We start from the raw sequence: 24,312 nt of genomic DNA, 5'->3' as shown, positions 1-24,312 counted from the left end.
CGCTCGATCTGCGCAACGCCATAGAACTCAAGGCAATGACCCAAAAAAAGCCCCGGCATCACTGCCGGGGCTTTTTCATTTCACCTGACCGATCAGGACGGCACCACCGCCACCTGCCCGCTCATCGCCAGGTCGACCAGCTCGCGGTTGGCCACCGCATACATCGCATAGTCGGTGCCTGTCGCATTGCGCAGGTCGTCGAGCATGACGCGCCAGCGCTCCACCATCACCCGATGCTGCTCGGCCCACAGCGCCACGCGGGCATCCATGTCTTGTGGTGCATCGACCATTTGCAGCACGGAAATGGTGATAGCCCGTTGCTGCAGATCGATGTCGTCGCGGAACGACTCGCGGGCCAGGGCCTGCCAGTTGTTCTCCACCGGCAGGGCGCTGACTTCCTGCAGGTACCAGGTCAGGTCCAGCGCACTGCCCACGGCGAAGAACGCCTTGGCCACCTGGGCCGGTTCATGCCCGGTGACGTCCGCCGCCTCGATGATCGGCAACAGCGTGTACAGGTGGCTGGTACCGGCGACCATGCGCGCCAGCAGTTCCGGCACGCCGGCATCGACGAAGCTCTGGTAGCGGACCATCCAGCGTTCGCGGGTCGGGCCTTCCAGCAGCTCGTCGAGCTTGAGCCCCAGCTGGGCGATCTTCGGCCCGAAGTGCGCGGTGTCGCGCCCGGCATCCTGCTCGTTGCGCCGGCTGCGCAGGAACCAGCGGGTGGCACGGCGGCCCAGGCGCATCAGCTCGTCCATCAGGGTCAGCTGGATTTCCGCCGGGACCTGGTAGTCCAGCGCCTCGATCTGGCGGAACCAGTGCGGCAGGTGGAAGATGTCGCGCACGATCACGTAGGCGCCGGCGACGTTGGCCGGGCTCATGCCGGTCGACTCCTTCAGGCGCTGGACGAAGGTGATGCCCATGTTGTTGACCAGGTCGTTGGCGATCTGGGTGCTGACGATCTCGCGCTTGAGGCGGTGGCGGCGCATGGCCTCGGCGAACTTGCTGACCAGCGACGGCGGGAAGGCGGTTTCCATGTCGCGGGTCAGGTAGTCGTCGTCCGGCACCAGCGACTTGAGCAACTGCTCCTTGAGGTCGATCTTGCTGTACGAGATCAGCACCGACAGCTCGGCACGCGTCAGGCCCTGCCCCGCGGCCAGGCGCTCGGCCAGCTGTTCCTCGGACGGCAGGAACTCGATGGCCCGATCCAGCTTGCCACGGCCTTCGAGGTCGGCCATCAGGCGCTTGTACTCGGCGATCCGCTCGCGGGCGCGGCGCGCCGCCAGCGACAGGGCCTGGGTCTGCTTGTAGTTGTTGCCCAGCACCAGGCCGCCCACTTCATCGGTCATGCTGCCCAGCAGCTGATTGCGCTGCTTCTCGGTCATGTCGCCACCCTGCACCACTTCGTTGAGCAGGATCTTGATGTTGACCTCGTGGTCGGAGCAGTCCACGCCACCGGCGTTGTCGATGAAGTCGGTGTTGGTGGCGCCGCCGTTCAGGCCGAATTCGACACGGCCCAGCTGGGTCATGCCAAGGTTGCCGCCCTCACCCACCACCTTGCAGCGCAGCTCGTTGCCGTTGACCCGCAACGCGTCGTTGGCCTTGTCGCCGACATCGGCGTGGCTTTCGCTGCTGGCCTTGACGTAGGTGCCGATGCCGCCGTTCCACAGCAGGTCCACCGGCGCCTTGAGCAGAGCATGCAGCAGCTCGGTCGGGGTCAGGCGGTCGGCCTCGATGGCGAAGCGTTCCTTCATCTGCGGGCTGATGGCGATGCTCTTGGCGCTGCGCGGGAAGATCCCGCCGCCTTCGGACATGATGCTGGTGTCGTAATCGCTCCAGGCCGAGCGCGGCAGGTCGAACAGGCGCTGGCGCTCGACGAAGCTGGTGGCCGGGTCCGGGTTGGGGTCGATGAAGATGTGCAGGTGGTTGAACGCCGCCACCAACTGCAGCTTGTCCGACATCAGCAAGCCGTTGCCGAATACGTCGCCGGCCATGTCACCGACACCGATCACGGTGATCGGGTCCTGTTGCACGTTGATGCCGCGCTCGCGGAAGTGGCGCTGCACGCCCACCCAGGCACCACGTGCGGTGATGCCCATCTTCTTGTGGTCGTAACCGGCCGAGCCGCCCGAGGCGAACGCATCGCCCAGCCAGAAGCCGTAGTCGATGGCGATGCCGTTGGCGATGTCGGAGAAGGTCGCGGTGCCTTTGTCGGCTGCCACCACCAGGTACGGGTCGTCGTCATCGTGACGCACCACGTTGGCCGGCGGCACCACGCCGCCTTCCTTGAGGTTGTCGGTGATATCGAGCAGGCCCGAGATGAAGATGCGGTAGCAGGCCACGCCTTCGGCGGCGATTTCGTCACGCGTGCCGCCCAGCGGCAGGCGCCGTGGCAGGAAGCCGCCTTTGGCGCCGACCGGCACGATCACCGAGTTCTTCACCTGCTGGGCCTTGACCAGGCCCAGCACTTCGGTGCGGAAGTCCTCTTCGCGGTCGGACCAGCGCAAGCCGCCGCGGGCAACATTGCCAAAGCGCAGGTGCACGCCTTCGACCCGTGGCGAGTAGACGAAGATTTCGAACTTCGGCACGGGTTTGGGCAGCTCGGGGATCAGCTTGGGGTTGAACTTGAAGCTGAAGTACGACTTGTTCTGGCCGTTGGCATCCGGTTGGTAGAAGTTGGTGCGCAGGGTGGCCTTGATCAGGTCCAGGTAGCGGCGCAGGATGCGGTCTTCGTTGAGCACCTGGACGTCGTCCAGAGCGGCCAGGATCGCCTGCTCCAGGCGCTGCTGCTTGTCGTCCAGGTCTTCGTTGGTGAGCTTGCGCGCCAGGTAGAAGCGAGTCTTGAACAGCCGGGTCAGCTCGCGAGCGATGTCGGTGTGGTTGTTCAGGGTGCTGGCGATATAGCCCAGGTCGAAGCCCAGGCGGATCTGCTTGAGGTAACGGGCGTAGCCACGCAGCAACGCCACGTCACGCCACGGCAACCCGGCGGTGAGCACCAGGCGGTTGAAGGCGTCGTTCTCGGCGTCGCCCTGGACGATGTGGATGAAGGCGTCCTGCAGGATGTCGTTGAGCTGCTGGATGTCCAGGCTCAGGCCTTCGCTGTAGGTGAAGGCGAAGTCGTGGATCCAGTACTCCCGGCCGCTGGCGTGGCGCACGCGGTAGGGGAACTCGCCGAGCACGCGCAGGCCAAGGTTCTCGAGGATCGGCAGCACGTCCGACAGCGCCAGCGGGGTATCGGCGTGGTACAGCTTGCAGTGCAGCAGGCGTTCGCCCACGCGCGTCAGCGGCTGGTAGAAGCTCATCGCCAGCGGCTTGCTTTCGGACAGCGCCAGCACGTGCTGCAGGTCGACCACCGCCGAATGCGCAGCGAAACGCTCGCGATAGCCCGCCGGGAAGCCTTTGGGGAAGTCGGCGAGAATGTTGGTACCTTGTGCTTCGCCGAAATTCTCGACCACCAGCGCCGAATAGTCGTCCTGCCACGAGCGGCAGGCCTGGATCACTTCGTTTTCCAGCTGCTGTGGGTCGATGTCGATGCGATTCTTCGGGTCGACCCGCAGGATCAGCTGGACGCGCGCCAGCACCGACTCGGAGAAGAAGGTCCAGAACTCGCAGTCGCTGGCCTTCAGACGCTCCATCAGCACCTGCTGGATCTTCTGCCGCACCTCGGTGGAATAGATTTCTCGTGGCACGTAGGCCAGGCAGTAGCAGAAGCGACCGTACGGGTCCTTGCGCAGGAACACGCGAATCTTGTTGCGTTCCTGGATCTGCACGATCGCCATCACGGTGCTGAACAGCTCGTCGATGGGGGTCTGGAACAGGTCGTCGCGCGGCAGCACTTCGAGCACCTGGGCCAGCTCCTTGCCCAGGTGGGCTTTCGGGTCGAAGCCCGAACGGCGCTCGACTTCGGCGACCTTGACGCGGATGTAGGGAATGGCATGCACGCTCTCGCCATACACCGACGAGGTGTACAGGCCCATGAAGCGATGTTCCTTGATGACCTTGCCATCGGCGTCCAGCTGGCGGATCGACACGTAGTCAGGGTAGGCCGGGCGGTGCACGCGGCTGGGCAAGGCGGCCTTGGCGAACGACAGCAGCAGCGGCTCGGCGAGGTAGGCCACGGCGTAGTCTTCGATGCGCAGCTCTTCAGGCGTCAGGCCGACCCGCAGGCGACGCGGCAGGCCGAGGAAGGACTGCTCGTCGTAGAACATCTGGCCGCCGGCACTGTCGGCCTGGACGGTGAATTCCTCATAGCCGAGGAACGTGAAATGGTTGTCCAGCAACCATTCCAGGAACGCCTTGACCTCGCCCTTTTCGTGCTGAACCGGCGCGAACGGGGTTTGCTCGACCAGTGCCACCACTTCCCGCAGCTTGGCTTTCATCGGCTCGAAATCGGCTACCGCCACGCGCACTTCGGCCAGCACCTGCTCGATCTCGCGGGTCAGCACGTTGAGTTCGGCGGCATTGGCGCAGCGGTCGATCTCCAGGTACATCAGCGATTCGTGGCGCACGCCTTCGCCCTGGGTGCCCTTGGGCAGCAGTTCGAGCAGCTCGCCCTTGGCCCCGCGGCGCACGCTCAGGACCGTGGTCTGCAGGGTGTGGATGCTGTAGCCGCGGCGATTGAGCTCGGTACGCACCGAGTCGACCAGGAACGGTAGGTCATGGTGCAGCACCTCGACCACGGTATGGGTCGATTGCCAGCCGTTGCGCTCGTAATCGGGGTTGTACACCCGCACCTGCGGTTGCGCGGGGTCGAAGCGTTCGATGATGCGCCAGGCCGACAGCGTGCAGCCGGCCAGGTCCGACAGCCTGCGCTGGGTGAGTTCGTCCAGAGAGATAATGCCGAAGAACTGCTCGGCGAACAGCGCCACTTGTGGCAGGGACTGTTCGCTGATGTGCTGCGCCAGGGCCGCTTGCAGTTGATGCTGGAAGTCGGCTTTGCTGGCTGCGGTGAAGAACGCCATCTGTGGTACTCCGCTTGGGCTTTGTAATAGTTGAAGCGTCGCGTGCGTCCGACGTTCACGGATCAACGATAGCCAACCCGTGGCAAGCCGGACGTAAAGTTCAGGGCTCGCCGAAGCTTAACGACTGATCGGTCATTGCCGCTTGCAGCGCTGCGACAATTTCGTTCAAGGGGCGGTAACTTTACGTTTATGGATGCCCACAACACTGTCAGAATTCCCCTTCATTTCATTGACCCGAGTCAGCCATGCAAATCAATACCGCCCTGCTCTTCGCTACCCCCTGCGACGACGAGGAAGACAACATGGCGACCTTGTGCTGCCACAGCGACAAGGGCCAGATGTTCCTGCTGACCCGCTATCCGGACGAAGACACCGTCGACCTGACCCTGGACGACGAACCTTCGACGCTGGATGGGCTGAAGGTGACCTTGAGTGCCCAGCGCTTGCTGATCGAGGTGGCGGCTGGGGATCGGGATGCGTTGAAGGGGGACGAATCGCTGGAGATCGTGTTGACATCGGCCGGGACTGACCTGGAAGAGGTGGCGCTGACCTTGCGCAATATTCTTGACGGCACCGGGACGTTCGTCAGCGAGCTTTGACGGGGTAGTGCATGCCGGTGATTATGCAGCGCCCATGAGATCGAGCGCCGCGCGGGCAGCGCTCGATTTATGCACCACCACAACCTTCACGCCATACCCCCATCTCTCCCCTTTCCACCTCATAACCCTCTGAAATCATTGACAGCCCAGCCCCATCAGAGGCATTGTCTGACAACCTGACCATTAGGCAACCGTTTCCATGCTAGAGCTCCAGCGCCCCGACACCCTCGTCGAGCGTGTCGTCAGCGCCATCCGCGCCGAGATCGATTCCGGCCGGCTGGCCGCCGAATCGCGCCTGCCCACCGAACAGCAACTGGCCGAACAGCTCAATGTCAGCCGTTCGGTAGTGCGCGAGGCCGTGGCGCAGCTCAAGGCCGATGGCGTGCTGATCGCCCGTCGCGGGCTCGGTTCCTATATCTCGCAAACCCCCAACGGCACCGTGTTCCGCTTCCCCGGCAGCCAGGGGCGCAAGCCAGACCTGGTGCAGATGTTCGAAATGCGCCTGTGGATCGAAACCCAGGCCGCCGCCATCGCCGCCCGCCGCCGTGACGCGCAAGACCTGGCGAACATGGCCAAGGCCCTGCAGGCCATGCTCGACAAAAGCAGCGACTTCGCCACCGCCTCGGCGGCCGACGTGGCCTTCCACCGGGCCATCGCCGAAGCCAGCAAGAACGACTACTTCGTGGCCTTCCACGACTTCCTCGGCGGCCAGTTGGCCAGCGCACGGCGCACCGCCTGGGAAAACTCCGCCACCCACTCGGCGGGCGGCTCGGCCGATGCCAACCGCGAGCACCAGGCGCTGTACCAGGCCATTGCCGACGGCGATCGCCAAGCCGCGGCGGCCTGTGCCGAAACCCACCTGCGCGCCTCGGCCAAACGCCTGAAAATCGACCTTCCCACCCTCGACTGACCCTGGAGAACCTGCCATCGCCTGGCGAGGCCTTTTGCATGCACCACTTAGTCTGACAACCTGATAAGCAGATCCACCGACAAGAACACCAAGGTACCCCTGCATGACCTACGACTACTGCATCATCGGCGGCGGCATCGTCGGCCTCGCCACCGCGATGGCCCTGCTGCAACAGCGCCCCGGCGCCTCCTTGCTGATCCTGGAGAAGGAAGCCAGCCTCGGCCGTCACCAGACCGGCCACAACAGCGGCGTGATCCATGCAGGCATCTACTACGCCCCCGGCAGCCTCAAGGCCGAACTGTGCAAGCGCGGCGCCCAGGCCACCAAGGACTTCTGCACCGAACATGGCATCGCCTTCGACGTCTGCGGCAAGCTGCTGGTAGCCTCCAACCCGCTGGAAATGCAGCGCATGCAGGCGCTGTACGAGCGCTCGCAGCAGAACGGCCTGAAGGTCGAGCGCCTCGACGCCGCCGAGCTCAAGCGCCGGGAACCGAACATCGCCGGCCTCGGTGCGCTGTTCGTCGACGCCACCGGCATCGTCGACTACACGCACGTGTGCAATGCCATGGCCAAGGTCATCGAACAGGCCGGCGGCGAAGTGCGGCTGTCCACCACCGTGCAGGCCATCCGCGAACTGGGTGAGCATGTCGAGATCCGCGACAGCAACCAGACCTGGCGCGCCCGCCAGCTGGTCGCCTGTGCCGGCCTGCAGTCCGACCGCCTGGCGCGCCTGGCCGGGGTCAGGATCGACCACCAGATCATCCCCTTCCGCGGCGAGTACTACCGCCTGCCAGCCAGCAAGAACCAGATCGTCAACCACCTGATCTACCCGATTCCCGACCCGGAGCTGCCGTTCCTCGGCGTGCACCTGACGCGCATGATCGACGGCAGCGTCACCGTCGGCCCCAACGCCGTACTCGGCTTTGGCCGGGAGAACTACCGCAAGTTCGCGGTGAACTGGCGTGATGTGGCCGAGTACGCGCGCTTCCCGGGGTTCTGGAAGACCATCTGGAACAACCTCGGCTCCGGCACCGCCGAAATGAAGAACTCGCTGTTCAAGCGCGGCTACCTGGAGCAATGCCGCAAGTACTGCCCGTCGCTGCAGGTCGAGGACCTGCTGCCCTATGAGGCCGGCATCCGCGCCCAGGCGGTGATGCGTGACGGCAGCCTGGTCCACGACTTCCTGTTCGCCGAGACCCCGCGCATGGTGCATGTCTGCAATGCGCCGTCGCCGGCTGCCACCTCGGCCATCCCGATCGGCCAGATGATCGCCGAGAAGATCCTCAAGGCCCGCTGAACACTGCTGCAACACACCACTACAAAGACAATAAGGAACCTCTGATGTCGGTACACGAGGCGGCGCCGGCCGCAAGCGAAACCCCGCAACAACAACGCAAGCGCCTGCGCAAGGTGGCCGCGGCGACCATCTTCGGCTCGATGCTGGAGTGGTATGACTTCTACCTCTACGCAACCATGGCAGCGATCGTCTTCTCGAAGATCTTCTTCGATGCCAGCAACCCGGCCGTGGCGTCGCTGCTGGCGTTCTCCACCTTTGCCATCGGCTTCATCGCACGCCCCTTCGGTGGTGTGCTGTTCGGCTACCTGGGCGACCGTTTCGGGCGCAAGCACGTGCTGGTCATCACCTTCTGCATGATGGGCGTGTGCACCGCGCTGATCGGCCTGATCCCGAGCTACGCGTCGATCGGCATCTGGGCGCCGATCCTGCTGGTGGTGATCCGCATCATCCAGGGCCTGGGTGCCGGTGCCGAGCTGTCGGGCGCAGCGGTCACCTCCTACGAGCACGCCAGCGAAGGCAAGCGCGGCAGCCAGGGCGCCTGGCCGGCGCTGGGGCTGAACCTGGGCCTGCTGCTGTCGTCGCTGACCGTGTATGTGCTGACCATGAACGGCAATGCGTTCCTCCTGTCCGGCGGCTGGCGCATTCCCTTCATCGCCAGTATCGCCCTGGTGGCGATCGGCCTGTGGGTGCGCAAGAGCATCCCCGAGACGCCTGACTTCGAGAAGGCGCACGGCAAGGTCGACGACAAACCCCAGGTGTCGCCGCTCAAGCTGCTGTTCCGGAACGACCTCAAGGGCTTGGCCGTGGTGTTCTTCGTGGCCATCGGCTACAACGCCCTGAGCTACATCTTCAAGACTTTCTCGCTGGCCTACCTGACCCAGTTCAAAGGGGTCGAGGCGCATGTCACCTCGTTGTCGGTGACCATCGCCAGCCTGGTGGCGATCTTCACCGTGCCGTTGTTCGGCTGGTTGTGCGACCGCTGGAGCAGCAAGACCGTACTGATGCTCGGCGGCGTGCTGTCGGCCCTGTTCGCCTACCCGTTCCTGCAGTTGCTGAGTACTGGCGAGCCGACCATGATCTACCTGGCCATCGGCATCGGCACCGGCATCCTGGCGCCGATGATGTTCGCCCCGCAGGGCTCGTTCCTCAGCCGCCAGTTCCCGACCGAGACCCGCTCTTCGGGCTTCGGCACCGGGCGCGAGATCGGTACTGCGGTGGCCGGAGGCCTGGCACCGCTGGGCGGACTGGCGCTGGTGGCCGGGTCGGCGACCCACTCCACCGATGGCGTGGCATTGATCCTGGCGATTTCCGGGGTGCTGGTGGTGGTGTTCGCCCTGTGTGACCAGGGGCGCAAGCACTCGACCTCGAAGAACTGAGGCGCTGCACCACTGTCGGCCTGATCGCGGGAGCGCCTGCAATCAGGCCGACAGTGCCAGGCCGCGATCAACCAGGCGGGTTGTCATGCACGACCCTGCCACCTTCCGCCGGCCGGTCGATGTACAGGGTATCCAACGCACTGTTGCGCAAACCCTTCAGCGCATTCCAGTGCGCCGAGGTGTGCACGTACCGGCTGCGCAACAGTGCATGCTCGGCGGGCGCCAGCTGCAATTGATGGCTACGCCCAAGGGCGAAGTCATGCAGTTTGCCGCTGATCACTTGCAACTCGTCCGGCAGCCGGTGCGCCTCATCCTCGCCCAGGGCCGCGAATGGCACCCCGCCCTGGACGGCCAGATCACGCATGATGCTCAGGTACACCCGCGACAGATGCCCCTTTACTTCCCGCTCACGGTACAGAGCGGCGTAGACCTGTTTCTCGGGGTCCTCCCGCCTGCTCCGGCCCCCCGCTACAGGCTCCTCCCAGACTTCCAGCCGTGGCAGAGGCTCGCCCAGCTCAGCGCTCGCCGTAGCCAGCAGCGCATCCACTGCACGGTACGCGTGGGTAAGCGTAGCCGGGGTGCTGGCCGGCACTCGGCTCGATTGCGGTTTGCACAACAGCACCTGCTCACGCAGGGAAACCGGGTAGCCACCGCCGATATTCGAATGGACGCCAGGCACGACGATATCGTTGTCGCTGCGCAGCAGCGGGAAGTTGTGACGCCGCTCATCACCCGCCACCAGCTGTACTACCCGCCGTGCAATGCCCTGGCCAAGCCCCAGCTGCAGGCCATCGTAATCGTCATTGGCGGGGTCGAAGTTACCGTGCAGCGGCGCGACGATCGCCGCCACCGTGTCGAACAAGCCAATGAATTCGATCACCCTGTCACCCTGCAACTCGGGCGGCAGCCACCTGTTGCCCTTGACCAGTTTGTTGGCCAGGTGCCTGGCCGCTGCCGCACCGCGGCTGAAACCGAACAGGTCGAACGCAATGTGTTCGGGCAATTGCGACGGTGCGCCCGCCAGGCACTCGCGCACTTGCTTCGCCACGGCGACCAGCGCCTGCTCCACGCGGGCGCCAACCCCTGTCTGCCCTCTGCCGGTTGCCTGGTCATATGCAGAGTCAGGCACCCCATCGCCCGTCCCGATGCCCTGCACGTAGCACTTGAGAAAGAGGCGATCGCCCACGCGGTCACGGGGGTAAAGCGCGTGCAACAGGGCGATGTTGCTCACGGCATTGGCGTAACTGCCCGCTGCACCGCCGCCAGACCCCAGGGCATTGGCCTGGTTGTTGCCGGTACCGTCGAAGAAAACCCCCACCCGTAGCTTTGCTGCACCTTGCTGCTTGTCCATCGTGACGCTCCATTGCTGTGTAGGAGCGAACAAGCAGGCGACAGCTGGCGCCGTTGGAAAATCGGCGATTGCTGCAAACATCGAGCGCAGATTTCGACGCGGCACCGCGGATGCATTAAAGTATCCCCCCTTGCCAGGTCAGTTGCCTTCCGCGCTCGACCTGGCCTCATTCCAGGAACCGTCATCGATGGAACACCGTGAAGCGCTGATCGCGCTACGCACCTTTCTTTCCTCCCAGATCCTCGGCCAGGAAAAGCTTGTCGAACGCCTGTTGATCGTGCTGCTGGCCGACGGCCACATGCTGGTCGAAGGCGCACCTGGCCTGGCCAAGACCAAGGCCATCAAGGAACTGGCCGAGGGCATCGAGGCGCAGTTCCATCGCATCCAGTTCACCCCTGACCTGCTGCCGGCCGATATCACCGGCACCGAAATCTATCGCCCGGAAACTGGCAGCTTCGTGTTCCAGCAGGGGCCGATCTTCCACAACCTGGTACTGGCCGACGAAATCAACCGCGCCCCGGCCAAGGTCCAGTCGGCCCTGCTCGAAGCCATGGCCGAGCGCCAGGTCAGCGTCGGCCGCAGCACCTACGACCTGTCGCCGCTGTTCCTGGTGATGGCCACGCAGAACCCGATCGAACAGGAAGGCACCTACCCGCTGCCCGAAGCCCAGCTCGACCGCTTCCTGATGCACGTGAAGATCGGCTTCCCCGATGCCGCCGTGGAGCGGCGCATTCTTGCCCAGGCCCGCGGCGAAGCCCTCGGCGGCGAAGTGAAGCCCGAGCGGCGGGTCAGCCAGTTGGCGATCTTCGCCGCGCGCAAGGAAATCCTCGGCCTGTACATGGCCGACGCCGTGGAGGAGTACCTGGTCCAGCTGGTCATGGCCACCCGCACCCCGGGCAAGTTCGACACCGAACTGGCCGACTGGATCGCCTACGGCGCCAGCCCACGCGGCTCCATCGCCCTGGACCGTTGCGCACGGGCCCACGCCTGGCTGGCCGGGCGCGACTTCGTCAGCCCCGAAGACATCCAGGCCGTGCTGTTCGACGTGCTGCGTCACCGTATCATCCTGTCGTTCGAAGCCGAGGCTGCGGGGATCGACCAGGACCGCGTGGTCCAGCGCATCCTCGACGTCGTCGCCGTTGCCTGACCCCATGCCCACCGCGCAACAGGCCGAACCCGGCATCCGCATCGGCCTCGCCGAGCTGATCGACATGCGCCACCGCGTGCGCGAGATCCAGCTGTTTTCCCGCCCGGGCCAGCGCAGCCCGCTGGTCGGCCTGCACCATTCCAAACTGCGCGGGCGCGGCGTGGACTTCGACCAGGTACGGGTCTACCAGGCCGGGGACGACGTGCGCAACATCGACTGGCGCGTCACCGCCCGCACCCAGGAGCCACACACCAAGCTGTTTCACGAAGAACGCGAACGGCCCATCTTCATTCTGGTCGAGCAGAGCCAACGGCTGTTCTTCGGTTCAGGCCTGATGTTCAAGTCGGTGCTGGCAGCGCAGGCCGCCGCGCTGTTCGGCTGGGCCGCGCTGGGCCACAACGACCGCATCGGCGGGCTGGTGTTCGGTGACTACGAGCACCACGAAATCAAACCACGGCGCAGCAAGCAGAGCCTGCTGCAGCTGCTCAACCGCCTGGCCAAGGTCAACCAGGCCCTGCACACCGAAACCGCGCCCCAGGCCGACAGCCTCGGCCTGGCCCTGCGCCGTGCCCGTGAAGTGCTGCGCCCTGGCAGCCTGGCCATCGTGATTTGCGACGAACGCTCGCTCAGCGCACAGGCCGAGCAGCACCTGGCCATGCTCTCGCGCCATAGCGACCTGCTGCTGATGCCCGTGTCCGACCCGCTCGACCATGCCCTGCCCGCCGCCGGCCTGCTGCGCTTCGCCCAGCGCAGCGCGCAGCTGGAGCTCGACACCCTGGACGCCAACCTGCGCCAGGCCTACCGTCAACAGGCCGAAGCGCGCATCGAACGCTGGGAGTTGATGGCGCAGAAGCTGCGTGTGCTGCTGATGCCGCTGAGCACCCAGAGCGAGATGATCGAGCAGCTGCGCGAGTACCTGAACGCCCAGCGCCCAGGGAGCGGCCAATGAATCCGCTGGACCAGTTGCAACCGTTGATCGCGCCGCCGGCGATCGGCCTGTGGCCACCGGCACCGGGCTGGTGGCTGTTGCTGGCGATCCTGCCTGCGCTGGGCTGGGGCATGTGGCGACTGCGCCACTGGCGGCCGGGCAAACGCCGCGTGGTACGCGCCGAACTGCCGCTCGATCCGGTGCGCGTCGAGGCCCTGGCCGAGCTCGCCCGCCTGCCGCGCCCCTACGACGGCGCGCCGGCCGGCGCCTGGCTGCAGCAGATCAACGCATTGCTCAAGCGCCTGTGCCGCAACCACTACCCCGGCGCCAACAGCCATACCCTCAATGGCCGCCAGTGGCTGGCATTTCTCGACAACCGCTGCCCGGCCGCCGGCCTGACGCGCTGGATGGTGCTGGTCGAAGGCGCCTACAAGCCCGAGTGCAAGCTCGACGACAAGGCCATCGCCGGGCTCAGCCAGGCCGTCGAAACCTGGATCCGCAAACATGTTTGAACTGGCCTGGCCGTGGATCTTCCTGCTGCTGCCGCTGCCCTGGGTGGCACGCCTGCTGCTGCCCGCCGCCGACAGCGGCGAACCAGTGCTCAAGGTCGGTTTCCTGCGCGAACTGGAAGGCCTGGCCGGGCGCCGGGCGCGCCTGAACCTGCCAACCTGGCGCCAGCAGGCTCCCTTCGTGCTGATCTGGTTGCTGCTGCTGCTGGCCGCCGCCCGCCCGCAATGGCTCGGCGAACCCGTGCCGGTCGCCGCCAGTGGCCGCGACCTGCTGGTGGCGGTGGACGTGTCCGGCTCCATGGACTTCCCCGACATGCAGTGGAAGGACGAGGAGATCAGTCGCCTGGACCTGGTCAAGGCACTGCTCGGCGACTTTCTCCAGGACCGCAAGGGCGACCGCGTCGGCCTGATCCTGTTCGGCAGCCAGGCCTACCTGCAGGCACCGCTGACCTTCGACCGGCGCACCGTGCGCACCTTCCTCGATGAAGCGCAGATTGGCATCGCCGGCAAGAACACTGCCATCGGCGATGCCATTGGCCTGGCGGTCAAACGCCTGCGCCAGCGCCCTGCACAAAGCCGGGTACTGGTGCTGATCACCGACGGCGCCAACAACGGTGGGCAGATCCACCCGCTGACCGCCGCCCGCCTGGCCGCCCAGGAAGGTGTGCGCATCTACACCATCGGCATCGGCGCCAACCCCGAGGCCAGCGGAACGCCCGGCCTGCTCGGCCTCAACCCGAGCCTGGACCTGGACGAAGCCTCGCTCAAGGAGATCGCCGAACTGACCCATGGCGCCTATTTCCGCGCCCACGACGGCGCCGAACTGGACGCCATCGGCGACACTCTCGACCAACTCGAACCCGTGGCCCAGCAGCCGACCCAGGCACGTACCGCCCAGGCCCTGTACGCCTGGCCGCTGGCACTGGCCTTGCTGCTCAGCGTGCTGCTGGTGGTGGCCGTGCAATGGCCGGACAACCTGCTGCAGCGTGCGCTGCGCAGGCCACGCTTCCTGCAGCCCCACCCGGAGTGGCGCGAACGCCTGAAACGGCTGCGCCTGAGGAAACGGCGATGATCGACCTCTGGCCACAATGGTTGCGCCCGCTCTGGCTGCTCGTCGTGCCGCTGCTCGCCTGGCTGCTGTTCAAGCTCTGGCACCGACGCAAGCGTGCCGGGCGCTGGCAGATGATCTTGCCGCCGGCATTCCACCCGGTGCTGCTGGGCGGTGGCAGCGGCAGCAACAGCAAGCTGCCCTGGGTCGCCCTGGGGCTGGCCTGGCTGCTGGTGGTGCTGGCCCTGCTCGGGCCGAGCTGGCAGCGCCTGGAAGAATCCCGCCAGCGCCCGGCCGATCCGCTGGTGATCCTGCTTGAACTGACCCCGCAGATGCTCGCCGAGGACACAGCGCCCAACCGCCTGGAACAGGCCCGGCGCAAGATCCTCGACCTGCTCGAGCACCGCAGCGACAGCCAGACCGCGTTGATCGTCTATGCCGGCAGTGCGCATACCCTGGTGCCGCTCTCCGACGACTTGGGCACCACGCGCAACCTGCTCGAGGCGATCGACCCGTCGATCATGCCGCAGCCGGGCCAGCGCGCCGACCTCGCCGTGCAGAAAGGCCTGGCATTGCTGGCCCAGAGCGGCCTGGGCCAGGGTCGCCTGTTGCTGATCGGCTCGGCGCTGAGCGCGCCGGAGCGCCAGGGTATCGTCCAGGCCCTCGGCCGCCAGGGACCGAGCCTGTCGATGCTGGGCATCGGCAGCGCCGAAGGTGCACCGGTGCGCCAGGCCAACGGCGAATTCCTCAAGGACGAACAGGGCGGCATCCTCGTGCCGCGTCTGGACAGCCCTGGCCTCAAGGCATTCATCAGCGCTACCGGCGGGCGCTATCGCCATGCCCGCATCGATGACCTCGACCTGCGTGGCCTGGGCTTGTTCGACAACCCGCGCAGCCTGCGCAACGATGGCCAGAATCTGCAGCTCGACAGCTGGGCCGACCAGGGCTACTGGCTGCTGCTTCCCCTGTTGCTGCTGGCCGCCTGCGCCGGACGCCGCGGCTGGCTGTTCTGCCTGCCGCTGCTGCTGGCCTTGCCCCAACCCAGCCAGGCGTTCGAGTTCAAGGACCTGTGGCTGCGCCCCGACCAGCAGGGCCAGCATCTGCTCGAAAACAATCGCCCGGCCGAGGCCGCGCGCCACTTCCAGGACCCGCAATGGCTCGGCATGGCGTTGTACCAGGCCGGCGACTATGCCGCCGCCGCCAAGGCATTCGCCCAGAGCAACAGCGCTGCGGCCCACTACAATCGAGGCAATGCCCTGGCCCGCAGCGGGGAACTGGAAGCGGCCCTGGATGCCTATGATCAGGCCCTGGAGCGCCAGCCCGATCTGTCGCCGGCGCTGGCCAACCAGGCGTTGGTCCAGCAACTGTTGCAGCAGCGCCAGGCACAAGCCGAGGAACAACCGGCCAATGGCGATGCCCAAGGCACGCCGGGCAGCGAAACCGAGGGCAACAGCAGCTCGGCCGGCAGCCCGCAGGGCACACCCGGCGAAGAACAACCCGCCAGCGCCGAACAAGCCGGCGAAGGCAGCAGCAACAGCCAGGCAGCGCCCGACAACCAGGCAGGCAGTGACGATGGCGTGACCCAGCCGCCCCAGCGGCCGGTGTCGACCAGCCTCGACGCCGAGCAGCGCCAGGCCCTGGAACAATGGCTGCGGGAGATCCCCGACAACCCGGCGGAGCTGCTGCGGCGCAAATTCTGGTATGAACAGCAATTGCATCAGGAAACCCCACGATGAGTCGCCTCGGCGTCTTGATACTCGGCCTGCTGTGGGCCCTGCTCGCCCAGGCCGAACCGACCCTGCAGGCCAGCGTCGACCGCGCCCGCCTGGAAGCCGGCGAAACCCTGGAACTGACCCTGGAAAGCCAGGACGTCACCCAGTTCGGCAAACCCGACCTGCACGCGCTGGAAGGCGACTTCGAAGTGCGCGGCACACGCCAGCTCAACAGCCTGCACACCCTCGACGGCGAGACCCGCGCCAGCACCCGCTGGATCATCACCCTGCTGCCCCGGCGCAGCGGCAGCCTGCGCATCCCAGAGTTGCAACTGGGCCAGTCGCGCAGCCAGCCCATCGAGTTGCAGGTGATGCAGGCCGACGCCAACCGCCAGGGCGCGGCGTCCCAGGTGTTCGTGGAAGCGACCCTCGACAGCACCGAGGTGTATGTCCAGGCCCAGGCCGTGCTGACCCTGCGCATCTACCATTCGGTGTCGCTGTACGACGACAGCAGCCTGAGCCCACTGCAGCTGGAAAACGTCAAGGTCGAACCGCTGGGCGAATCACGCACCTACGAAAAGGAAATCGAGGGCGTGCGCCACGGCGTGATCGAAACGCGCTATGCGCTCTACCCGCAGCAAAGCGGCGCCGTGGACATCCCACCCCTCACCTTCACCGCCACCGCTGCCGACAATGCGCCAGCGTCCGGCGGCACTGCGCGGGCGGGCCGTCAAGTCCAGGTCAGTTCATTGCCGTTGCACCTGGCAGTGCGCCCCATTCCCGCCACCTGGCCGGCCGACACACCCTGGCTGCCTGCCCGCAGCTTGAGCCTGGAAGAACACTGGAACCCGGACCCGGGCAAACAGCAGACGCAGATCGGCGACTCCCTGACCCGCAGCATCACCCTGCGTGCCGAAGGGCTGTCGAGCACCCAGCTGCCGCAACTGCCAGCCACCGAGATCGTCGGCCTGCGCCGCTATCCGGACCAACCGCTGCTGCGCAACGAGATCAGCGAACGCGGCATGACCGCCAACCGCGAGGAACGCGAAGCACTGGTGCCGACCCATAACGGCGAACTGGCCCTGCCGGCGCTGGAGGTCACCTGGTGGAACACCCGTGAAGACCACATGGAGCACAGCAGCCTGCCCGCACGCACTCTGGATGTGCAGGACAACCCGGCATTGAGCGCCGACACCCCGGCCGGCGAGGCCAGCGGCGGCAGCACCCGGCTGTGGCCCTGGCAGCTCGCCACGCTGGTCTTTGCCCTGACCACGGTGCTCGGCTTCACCCTGTGGTGGCGTGCCCGTTCGCAACCGGCCATCCTGCGCGCCGCGCAAAACGGCCCGAGCCCGCGCACCTTGCTGGACGACCTCAAGCGTGCCTGCCTGGCCAACGACCCACAGGCCACCCGCCAGGCGCTGGATGCCTGGGCGCGGCAGCAGCCGGAGACCCTGGCCGAGATGGCGGCGCGCTTCGTGCCGTTGTCGGATGCGCTGGATGGGTTGAACGGGGCGTTGTACAGCGAGAGCGGGCAGTATTGGCAGGGTGAGGATCTGTGGCGGGCGATCGGGACTATTCCGCCAGCGGAGCAGGTGTTGTTGCCGGCGGGCGAGAGTGGGAGCTTGCCGCCGCTTTATCCGAAGTGATGGGCTGTCCGTTCGGGCCCTATCGCCGGCAAGCCGGCGCCCACTGGGCCTCTAGACTCAGATGGCCCGGTGCCCCTCGAACGGGTTCCAACCCTGTTGCCCCTTACCCTGCTTCAGGTAATAGGCATAGTTGGTCAGGTTGGCATACACGAATGCGAAGGCCATGCTGATACCGTTGTCCAGTGCGCGAGGCACCACATTACCGGTCGCTGCCTCGTAGACCGCTTCCAGCACGCCAACAGCCACGATGATCCCCAGCATCACCAGGTTCTTTTTCCACAGCCCCAGCACAAACCAGTAGATCGGGCCGAAGAAGAAGGCGATGACATTGAAGTTGATCAGCAGCTTCTTGCCCAACGGCAAGGCGCGGAATGCAGCTTTGTAGGCCGCGGCGGCTGGGCCACCGTGCTGGTCGAAGAAGGCGAAACGCTCCTGCCATTTCGGCTTGAGGTGGGTAGAGCGAGCTTCGGTTTGCGGGGTAGTTTCCATGACGACTCCTGTCTGTTTCTTCCGTGGATGACTGGCCTTGCGGTGGCCAGAGGGGCGGAGATTAAATGAGCCACCTGCCTGACACAAGCCAAAAGGCAGGTTGGGTGGTAGCGGGTTCACAGCTTGTACACCGCGGCTGTCGCGAGAGAGTTAGGGAATCTCCGAACAAGTCTTCCGCCGTGGTGAAATACACCTTCACCACCTGACCCGAGCCGCCCATGAGCCAGATGAGCTTTTCCGACTTCGAATACGCCGGCAAACGCAAGCAAACCCGCCGCGAACGATTCCTTGCCGAGATGGATCAGGTCGTGCCCTGGAGCGGCTTGCTGACGTTGATCGAGCCGTATTACCCAAAGGCCGGCGGTGGCCGCAAACCGTATCCGTTGGAAACCATGCTGCGTATTCACCTGTTGCAGAACTGGTTTTCGCTGAGCGACCCGGCCATGGAAGAAGCACTGTATGAAATCACGCCCATACGCCAGTTCGCCCATTTGACCCTGAGCGCGCCGATTCCTGAAGACACCACGATCATGAATTTCCGGCATTTACTAGAAAAGCATAAGTTGGCACCGTCGATCCTTGCGGTCATCAATGGTTATTTGCAGGAAAAAGACCTCTCTCTGCGTCAGGGCACCATTGTCGATGCGACGATTATCCATGCGCCCAGCTCGACCAAGAACGAAGACGGCAAGCGTGATCCAGAGATGCACCAAACGAAGAAAGGGAACCAATACTTCTTTGGGATGAAGGCGCATATCGGTGCTGACGTTGAGTCGGGGCTGGTTCACCACGTTCACGGCACGGCGGCGAATGTGGCCGACGTCACCCAAGTTGCGCTGCTGTTGCACGGTGATGAAAGCGCGGTGTATGCCGACGCGGGGTACACCGGTGTCGAGAAGCGTGATGAGCATGAAAATCGTGAGGTGATCTGGCAGATCGCCGCGCGGCGCAGCACTTATTCCAGGCTCAATAAACGCAGCATGCTCTACAAGAGCCAAGCGCAAAATCGAGTATTGCAAAGCCCAGACGCGTGCCAAGGTTGAGCATCCTTTTCGAGTGATCAAGCGCCAGTTCGGTTATGTGAAAGTGCGCTTTCGTGGGCTGATGAAAAACACCGCTCAACTGACCACGCTGTTCGCCCTGTCAAATCTGTGGATGGTTCGAAAACAGCTGATGGGTATGGGCGAGTTGCGCGTTTAACACGGAGAAATGGGCTGAAAAGCCCGACAAGGCGGTGCGCACGAGACGTTTCACGAGAATATAGCGCCGAACGCCACGATATTTTCAACTTGCCGCGCGGTTGCGGCAAGTTGATCGGAGTTTCCCTAAGCGTAGTCAATGCCTAAATCCTACTCATTGTGCCCCCCGCGGCTGATAGGAACGCAATTACGACTAGCAAGTACAAGGAATGTTACTTCAGCTCAAAAACGTACCTTTCTGATAGCACAACCAGCAATAAGGCGCGCCTGAAATAGCAAATTTTAAAAGAGCGCATATTTACAAAATTCAAACAATGACGAACTTACTTAAACCGAATAATATGCGAATACTTTAGCAGCGAATCCCTATATTTCTGCGCATAAACAGCTTTCATGATGACCTCCCCCGGTTCAGCTAATATTTTTTTTAAATACACCACCGAAGAGTCAATTCCCAACGATTTCTTTATACCAACAATCTCTTCGAGACTTGGCTTGCAACCTCCTATGGTGATGATATCACCTACACCCGTCCCTAAATCACCCTCCTCATCCTCTTCTATAAAATCTAAAAGCTTTTCAAGCGATTCGAATTTATCAAATTCGTCTAGTGAAACACTACCTGAATCCACCAGCCAAAACCCAGGCACTCCGCTTTTATCGATCAATATCATTCTGCCACCAGAGTCGTCTCCGACAGCAATCTTACCTTTAAAATTTTTATCGATTTCAAATGTACTATTACGCTCCTCGATATCCCCCACTGAATAAATTACAACCTGATCATTCAGGAGCGCTCCGTCACTTGCTTTCCAGAAACCAACCACCCATGAGCCATTAGAAAGGCCAAGACGTTTACTTAAAGCCTCAATATCTTTATCAGAAGCAGCGCCACGACGCTCAGTATAAATCACCATTAATTAAACGCTCCCAAAGCCTCATAGTATTTATAAGATCTACTTGCTGCACGTTTTGCAGCGCCAGGACTAACCCCGGCGTCAATCATTTCCTTGTACGCAACATTGAATTCGTCGCGCAATGTCCCGCCAAACCCAGATGCGCTACGCCTCGACCGTTGCATGGCAGAAATCATAGCATGTGGTTCACCCGAGCTACTCTTTAGCAAAATGGCTGGCGCGCTATTCCTCTTGTATCCTTTTACGTTAAGCTTGGCCCACTCATGTTGGATAAAGTGGTGGGACTGGACAAAATCATCTGCGGCAATATTCTTATTACCGATAGCCCTGTTCACTTGTGGCGATAGGTTACCGTGTACATCGACATCACCAGCTTTATATCCACCAGGCTTATTACAAGCCCAGCCCCATGGGTCCACCCAGCCTGTCGGATTTGGAACGTAACGATAGAGATTGAACCCACCTTCTATACCGATTGGGTCTTGAGTAGTGAAGCGACCTACTTCGGGATCGTAGTAGCGGAACGTGTTGTAGTGCAGCCGTGATTCGCTATCTAAGTATTGGCCCTGCAATCGTAGATTTTGCTCGATTTCGTTTACGGCCAGATGCTCGATCGAACCCCAAGAGCGATAGGTCGCCTGCCAAACAATCTCCCCCTGACTGTCCGTCAGCTCCAGCGGTGTACCGATCTGATCGGTATGGAAGTAGTAGACCTTCTTCTCTTCACCCTCCTCTTGGTCTATGCGTGCCAACGGCGCATAGCTGCCCGGCTCATACAGGTACACGATGCTTTGCCCTGGCGTTTCCTCACGCAGCATCCGCAGCCCTTGCCAAAGGAAGCGCTTCTGCTCGACCTCGCCATTGATTTCCGCGTGCTTGGCAACCCGCCGCCCGAGGCTGTCGTACCGATACTCCCCGGTACTCTCCAGCTTGCCATTGACCAGCGTCTCGGCACGCACCAGCCGGTTCTCGCAGTCATAGCTAAAGTTCTGCAGCCTGCTATGCCCCGAGCGCTTCTCGATCAGGTTGCCCCACGGGTCATAGCGGTACTCCTGATCCCGCCACTGCTGGATGCGGTTGTCCTTGACCTTGTCAAACTGCCGCGCATTGAAGTTCAGGCGGTTGGCCGCCGCGTCATACCGGAACTCTTCGCTGCCAATCAGCGAGCCGGTATCTCGGCTGTGCAACTGCCCGTTGGCTTCGTACTGGTACTTGATCTCGCCCCGCAACTTGTCGAGAGTACGCACCAGCTCACCGGCCGGGTCGTACTGGTAACGGCGGTGAATTGGGTTATAGGCATGCTCCACCAGCAATGAGGTGTGGATACCCGCGTTGTGCACCTGGGAGAGTTTCTCGGCGGGTAATGTCGATGCGAACTGCCAGGCCTTGCGTCCCATGGCGTCATAGCCGAAGCAACTAGTCAGTTTGCCCTGCGTCCGGTACACCTCGCGGTGCAGGTCATCGCGTTCCATGTCGCTGATCACCTGGCCATCCAGGTTCAACTGGTGCAGGTGGCCGCTGCCGTAATACAGGTGGTTGACCTTGCGCCCGTCCGGCAGGGTCAGCGTGGTCAAGTTGCTGAGTGGGTCGTACTCATAGCCAAGGGTGCCGCTGGGGGTGATTTCCTGGGTCAGACGGCCCAGCAAATCGTAGGCGTACTCCAGCTTTTCTGCGGAGACGCCCAGTTGCTTACCGATACCGCTCGGCTGCCGCTCGATGCTCAGCAACCGGTCACCGTCGTCGTACACAAACTCCTGCCGGGCATCGCGGTTGAGCTTGGCGACCAAGCGCCCGATGGGATCGCGCTCGAACAGGGTATGCCGCTCCGGGCGCTCTCCCCGCTCGCCATAGCCGATCTCATCCAGCCGGGTAAGGTGGCCACCGACGCTGTAAGTGAAACGCCGCGTGAGGTTATCCACCCTCACCTCTTCCGTCAGTCGGTCCGACGCATCGTAGGCAAAGCTGTAGGTGGCGTTGTTTTCGTTCACCAGTGCCGTCAGGCGAATGGCCTTGTCGTACTCGTAGCGAATGCGCTGGCCCTTGGCATCCTCGCGGCTGCTCGGCAACCCGCGTGCCGTGCGCAGCAGGCAGGTGGTCTGGCCCTTGCCGTCGCTGTGGCTGATGACCTGGCCGTAGACGTTGTAGGTGAAACTTTCCGAGCTGCCATCCGGATGATGGATGCGCAGCACTTCCCCGTCGGGCTTGCGCTCCAGGGTGGTGGTCTGGTTCAGCGCATCAGTCACGGCCACCAGCTGGTGGCGGTCGTCGTAGCGGTAATAGGTGCTTTTGCCCGAACAGTCCTGATAGCGCTCGACCTGCGCCAGGGTGTTCCACCACAGGTACTTGGACTTGTAGGTCGCATCGATGATGGTGTGCGGCAGGCCATCTTCGCCGTTCAGGTACTCGGTCAGGTGGCCCAGGGCGTCGGTTTCGGCGAGCAGGTTGCCCTGGTCGTCGTAGCGCGCCTGCCAGGTGGCACCGTCGGGGTAGCTGACCTTGGTCACCAGCGTGGTCAGGTGGTGGTACTCGTAGGCGATGGTGCGCCCCAGCGGGTCGATTTCTGCGAGCAGGCGGGCGAATTCGTCGTACTGGAACTGCAGGCGGTTGCCGTCCGGCAGGTCGAGGCCGACCATGTTGCCGTTGTCGTCCAGCTCGATGGCATAACGCTCACCGCCGTAGTCGCGGCTGACGATCACACGGTGGTCGACGTCGTACTGCACTTCCAGTTCACGGCCGAGCACATCGGTGGCCCAGCTGGTGCGGGCGTCGAGGTCGTAGCGGAAGTGATAGTGCTCGCCGTCGCTGGTCCAGTGCTCGACCACACGTGGCTGACTGCCGAGGGTTTCCCAGCGGTAGTGGCAGCCCAGGCCCAGGGCGTTGCTGTGGGTGACCATCAGGCCTTCGGCGTAGCTGAAGCTGCGCACGGTGTCGCCGTTGCGGTTGACCACGGCGCTGAGTTGACCGTGCTCGTCGTAGCGGTACTGGGTGAGCGTTTCCACCGGCTGGTTGTTCACCACTCGCTTGATGTCGGTGAGGCGGCCCAGCGGGTTGTCGTAGTGCAGGTGCACGCGGGTACCGCCGGTGGCGCTGATGTCGGTCAGCGTGCCGTCTGGGGTGCGGGTGAAATGCAGGAAATGGCCAAGGGCGTTCTCGAGGCGTTGCAGCGGCACGCTGGTGTTGGTGTCCGGCACTTCGCCGAAGTAGAAGAACAGGTTGTCGAGCGTCTGCAGGAGGTAATGGCCACCCTCGGTACAGACCAGGTACACCTGCTCGTGCGGGTTGTAGATGCGCTCGCCCGGCTGCAGGGTCACGAACGGCACTTCGCGGCCCTGGTTGTCGGTGAGGTAGATGAAACTACCGTTGCGACGCAGGCTCTGCTCCCAGGGCAATACCCAGCCACGGCCGAGCACGCTGTCGACGCTGAGGTCGCTGGCATAGAAGCGCGACCACTCGATGGGCATCAGGCCCGGCAGGCTGAAGTCGATCTCATCGGGAATTACTTTGCGGCCAGTGGTCAGGTCGACCGGGTTGCCGACCAGGCCGCCAATGGCCCTGCGCGCCACCGGTTCGACCACGTAGCGGCTGGCGACTTCGCCGGCGACGAAGCCTGCGGTGAATTTCAGGGCGCAGGGCATCACCGCTTTCATGCCGGCCTGGGTGCCGGCCTTGATCAGCTGGGCGATACCGCCTGCGGCGCCAGCGACGGCCATCAGCACGTCCACGGTGGTACGCAGCCACTTGGGGATTTCATCGTCCACCGGCAGGTAGCGGTAGGTGCCGCCGCCGATGGTGACGTTGCCCGAGCCGCCGGAAATGGTCGCGCCACAGGTCAGCTTGTCGCCCTTGCGCGCCGCCGCGACGCTGTTGATGAAGACATTGGTCGAGCCTTCGGCGATCTGCACCGGCCCTGGGTGCTTGTCGCAGGCGCCGATGCTCTTCTCGACGCGGGCGGCCTTGCGGCTGTTGATGAAGACGTTGGGTGAGGCAGTCGTGATCGTCCCTGAGGGGGATGAAAACAGACTGCCTATCGCCTCTCCGGCAGCGGTCAGCAAGCTGCCTCCGATGCCTGCCGCGAGGCCGGCCAGCAAGGCCACGCCGAACCCGCAGGTGAAGGTGGCGATGGCCACCGTGGCCACCAGCGCTATCCCCAAGGCTGCTCCGATCAGGAAGCCCCCCAGTGCGCTGGTGTGCGATATCTCGTCGCCGAACCTGGCCGCTTCGAACAT

The 24,312-nt window shown here is 63.7% G+C and carries 15 protein-coding genes and 1 pseudogene; 11 read left to right on the top strand and 5 right to left on the bottom strand.

Annotated features, from left to right (window positions below; all coding sequences use genetic code 11):
• Nucleotides 1-92 precede the first annotated feature (92 nt).
• The gene (locus PPL01S_RS16265; protein WP_028626034.1) at nucleotides 93-4,958 is read right to left on the bottom strand and encodes an NAD-glutamate dehydrogenase; all 4,866 of its coding nucleotides are present in this window, start codon (nucleotides 4,956-4,958) and stop codon (nucleotides 93-95) included.
• Nucleotides 4,959-5,203: 245 nt separating this feature from the next.
• Here PPL01S_RS16265 and PPL01S_RS16260 point away from each other — a divergent pair, with 245 nt between their 5' ends.
• From PPL01S_RS16260 to PPL01S_RS16245, 4 genes are all read left to right on the top strand, one after another.
• Nucleotides 5,204-5,557, top strand: a complete 354-nt coding sequence (locus PPL01S_RS16260) for a hypothetical protein (RefSeq protein ID WP_016393028.1) — start codon at nucleotides 5,204-5,206, stop codon at nucleotides 5,555-5,557.
• A gap of 199 nt (nucleotides 5,558-5,756) precedes the next feature.
• Nucleotides 5,757-6,467: a FadR/GntR family transcriptional regulator gene (locus PPL01S_RS16255; RefSeq protein WP_016393027.1), complete on the top strand. Its 711-nt coding sequence runs from the start codon at nucleotides 5,757-5,759 to the stop codon at nucleotides 6,465-6,467.
• A 103-nt stretch (nucleotides 6,468-6,570) separates the two neighbouring features.
• Nucleotides 6,571-7,764 (top strand): L-2-hydroxyglutarate dehydrogenase, encoded by a 1,194-nt coding sequence (gene lhgD, locus PPL01S_RS16250; RefSeq protein ID WP_016393026.1) that lies wholly within the window; start codon nucleotides 6,571-6,573, stop codon nucleotides 7,762-7,764.
• 44 nt (nucleotides 7,765-7,808) lie between these two features.
• Complete coding sequence (locus tag PPL01S_RS16245; RefSeq protein ID WP_016393025.1) at nucleotides 7,809-9,140, top strand: MFS transporter; 1,332 nt, start codon at nucleotides 7,809-7,811, stop codon at nucleotides 9,138-9,140.
• A 67-nt stretch (nucleotides 9,141-9,207) separates the two neighbouring features.
• Here the strand turns inward: PPL01S_RS16245 and PPL01S_RS16240 are convergent, their stop codons facing one another.
• Nucleotides 9,208-10,491, bottom strand: a complete 1,284-nt coding sequence (locus PPL01S_RS16240; protein WP_016393024.1) for a T6SS phospholipase effector Tle1-like catalytic domain-containing protein — start codon at nucleotides 10,489-10,491, stop codon at nucleotides 9,208-9,210.
• A gap of 187 nt (nucleotides 10,492-10,678) precedes the next feature.
• Between PPL01S_RS16240 and PPL01S_RS16235 the strand changes: the two genes are divergently transcribed.
• From PPL01S_RS16235 to PPL01S_RS16210, 6 genes are read left to right on the top strand one after another with little or no spacing between them, the layout of a single operon-like run.
• Nucleotides 10,679-11,638, top strand: coding sequence for an AAA family ATPase (locus tag PPL01S_RS16235; protein ID WP_016393023.1), 960 nt, complete (start codon nucleotides 10,679-10,681; stop codon nucleotides 11,636-11,638).
• Nucleotides 11,639-11,642: 4 nt separating this feature from the next.
• The gene (locus tag PPL01S_RS16230; protein ID WP_016393022.1) at nucleotides 11,643-12,587 is read left to right on the top strand and encodes a DUF58 domain-containing protein; all 945 of its coding nucleotides are present in this window, start codon (nucleotides 11,643-11,645) and stop codon (nucleotides 12,585-12,587) included.
• Entirely contained in the window at nucleotides 12,584-13,078 is a 495-nt protein-coding gene (locus tag PPL01S_RS16225; protein ID WP_016393021.1) for a DUF4381 domain-containing protein, read from the top strand. The genes PPL01S_RS16230 and PPL01S_RS16225 overlap by 4 nt, the downstream gene beginning before the upstream one ends.
• The gene (locus PPL01S_RS16220; protein ID WP_016393020.1) at nucleotides 13,071-14,147 is read left to right on the top strand and encodes a vWA domain-containing protein; all 1,077 of its coding nucleotides are present in this window, start codon (nucleotides 13,071-13,073) and stop codon (nucleotides 14,145-14,147) included. Before PPL01S_RS16225 ends, PPL01S_RS16220 begins: the two co-directional genes overlap by 8 nt.
• Nucleotides 14,144-15,859, top strand: a complete 1,716-nt coding sequence (locus PPL01S_RS16215) for a tetratricopeptide repeat protein (protein ID WP_016393019.1) — start codon at nucleotides 14,144-14,146, stop codon at nucleotides 15,857-15,859. The genes PPL01S_RS16220 and PPL01S_RS16215 overlap by 4 nt, the downstream gene beginning before the upstream one ends.
• Nucleotides 15,856-17,481 (top strand): BatD family protein, encoded by a 1,626-nt coding sequence (locus PPL01S_RS16210; RefSeq protein ID WP_016393018.1) that lies wholly within the window; start codon nucleotides 15,856-15,858, stop codon nucleotides 17,479-17,481. The genes PPL01S_RS16215 and PPL01S_RS16210 overlap by 4 nt, the downstream gene beginning before the upstream one ends.
• Before the next feature lie 57 nt (nucleotides 17,482-17,538).
• Here the strand turns inward: PPL01S_RS16210 and PPL01S_RS16205 are convergent, their stop codons facing one another.
• Nucleotides 17,539-17,970 (bottom strand): DUF2628 domain-containing protein, encoded by a 432-nt coding sequence (locus tag PPL01S_RS16205; RefSeq protein WP_016393017.1) that lies wholly within the window; start codon nucleotides 17,968-17,970, stop codon nucleotides 17,539-17,541.
• Between the two features lie 218 nt (nucleotides 17,971-18,188).
• Between PPL01S_RS16205 and PPL01S_RS16200 the strand changes: the two are divergent.
• Nucleotides 18,189-19,170 (top strand): annotated as a pseudogene (locus PPL01S_RS16200) (IS5 family transposase).
• Between the two features lie 322 nt (nucleotides 19,171-19,492).
• Here the strand turns inward: PPL01S_RS16200 and PPL01S_RS16195 are convergent.
• Complete coding sequence (locus PPL01S_RS16195) at nucleotides 19,493-20,086, bottom strand: SMI1/KNR4 family protein (RefSeq protein ID WP_016393016.1); 594 nt, start codon at nucleotides 20,084-20,086, stop codon at nucleotides 19,493-19,495.
• Nucleotides 20,086-24,312 (bottom strand): RHS repeat-associated core domain-containing protein, encoded by a 4,227-nt coding sequence (locus tag PPL01S_RS16190; RefSeq protein ID WP_016393015.1) that lies wholly within the window; start codon nucleotides 24,310-24,312, stop codon nucleotides 20,086-20,088. Before PPL01S_RS16190 ends, PPL01S_RS16195 begins: the two co-directional genes overlap by 1 nt.

This window comes from Pseudomonas plecoglossicida NBRC 103162 = DSM 15088, assembly GCF_000730665.1.
Taxonomy (GTDB): Bacteria; Pseudomonadota; Gammaproteobacteria; order Pseudomonadales; family Pseudomonadaceae; genus Aquipseudomonas; species Aquipseudomonas plecoglossicida.
This window is presented reverse-complemented; position numbering and strand designations above follow the sequence as displayed.

Excerpts from the sequence above, each read along its gene's own strand:
- PPL01S_RS16265 (WP_028626034.1), bottom strand. The coding sequence starts at position 4,958 with ATGGCGTTCTTCACCGCAGCCAGCAAAGCCGACTTCCAGCATCAACTG.
- PPL01S_RS16205 (WP_016393017.1), bottom strand. The coding sequence starts at position 17,970 with ATGGAAACTACCCCGCAAACCGAAGCTCGCTCTACCCACCTCAAGCCG.
- PPL01S_RS16230 (WP_016393022.1), top strand. The coding sequence starts at position 11,643 with ATGCCCACCGCGCAACAGGCCGAACCCGGCATCCGCATCGGCCTCGCC.
- lhgD (WP_016393026.1), top strand. The coding sequence starts at position 6,571 with ATGACCTACGACTACTGCATCATCGGCGGCGGCATCGTCGGCCTCGCC.
- PPL01S_RS16240 (WP_016393024.1), bottom strand. The coding sequence starts at position 10,491 with ATGGACAAGCAGCAAGGTGCAGCAAAGCTACGGGTGGGGGTTTTCTTC.
- PPL01S_RS16220 (WP_016393020.1), top strand. The coding sequence starts at position 13,071 with ATGTTTGAACTGGCCTGGCCGTGGATCTTCCTGCTGCTGCCGCTGCCC.
- PPL01S_RS16245 (WP_016393025.1), top strand. The coding sequence starts at position 7,809 with ATGTCGGTACACGAGGCGGCGCCGGCCGCAAGCGAAACCCCGCAACAA.
- PPL01S_RS16210 (WP_016393018.1), top strand. The coding sequence starts at position 15,856 with ATGAGTCGCCTCGGCGTCTTGATACTCGGCCTGCTGTGGGCCCTGCTC.
- PPL01S_RS16235 (WP_016393023.1), top strand. The coding sequence starts at position 10,679 with ATGGAACACCGTGAAGCGCTGATCGCGCTACGCACCTTTCTTTCCTCC.
- PPL01S_RS16260 (WP_016393028.1), top strand. The coding sequence starts at position 5,204 with ATGCAAATCAATACCGCCCTGCTCTTCGCTACCCCCTGCGACGACGAG.
- PPL01S_RS16255 (WP_016393027.1), top strand. The coding sequence starts at position 5,757 with ATGCTAGAGCTCCAGCGCCCCGACACCCTCGTCGAGCGTGTCGTCAGC.
- PPL01S_RS16225 (WP_016393021.1), top strand. The coding sequence starts at position 12,584 with ATGAATCCGCTGGACCAGTTGCAACCGTTGATCGCGCCGCCGGCGATC.
- PPL01S_RS16215 (WP_016393019.1), top strand. The coding sequence starts at position 14,144 with ATGATCGACCTCTGGCCACAATGGTTGCGCCCGCTCTGGCTGCTCGTC.
- PPL01S_RS16195 (WP_016393016.1), bottom strand. The coding sequence starts at position 20,086 with ATGGTGATTTATACTGAGCGTCGTGGCGCTGCTTCTGATAAAGATATT.
- PPL01S_RS16190 (WP_016393015.1), bottom strand. The coding sequence starts at position 24,312 with ATGTTCGAAGCGGCCAGGTTCGGCGACGAGATATCGCACACCAGCGCA.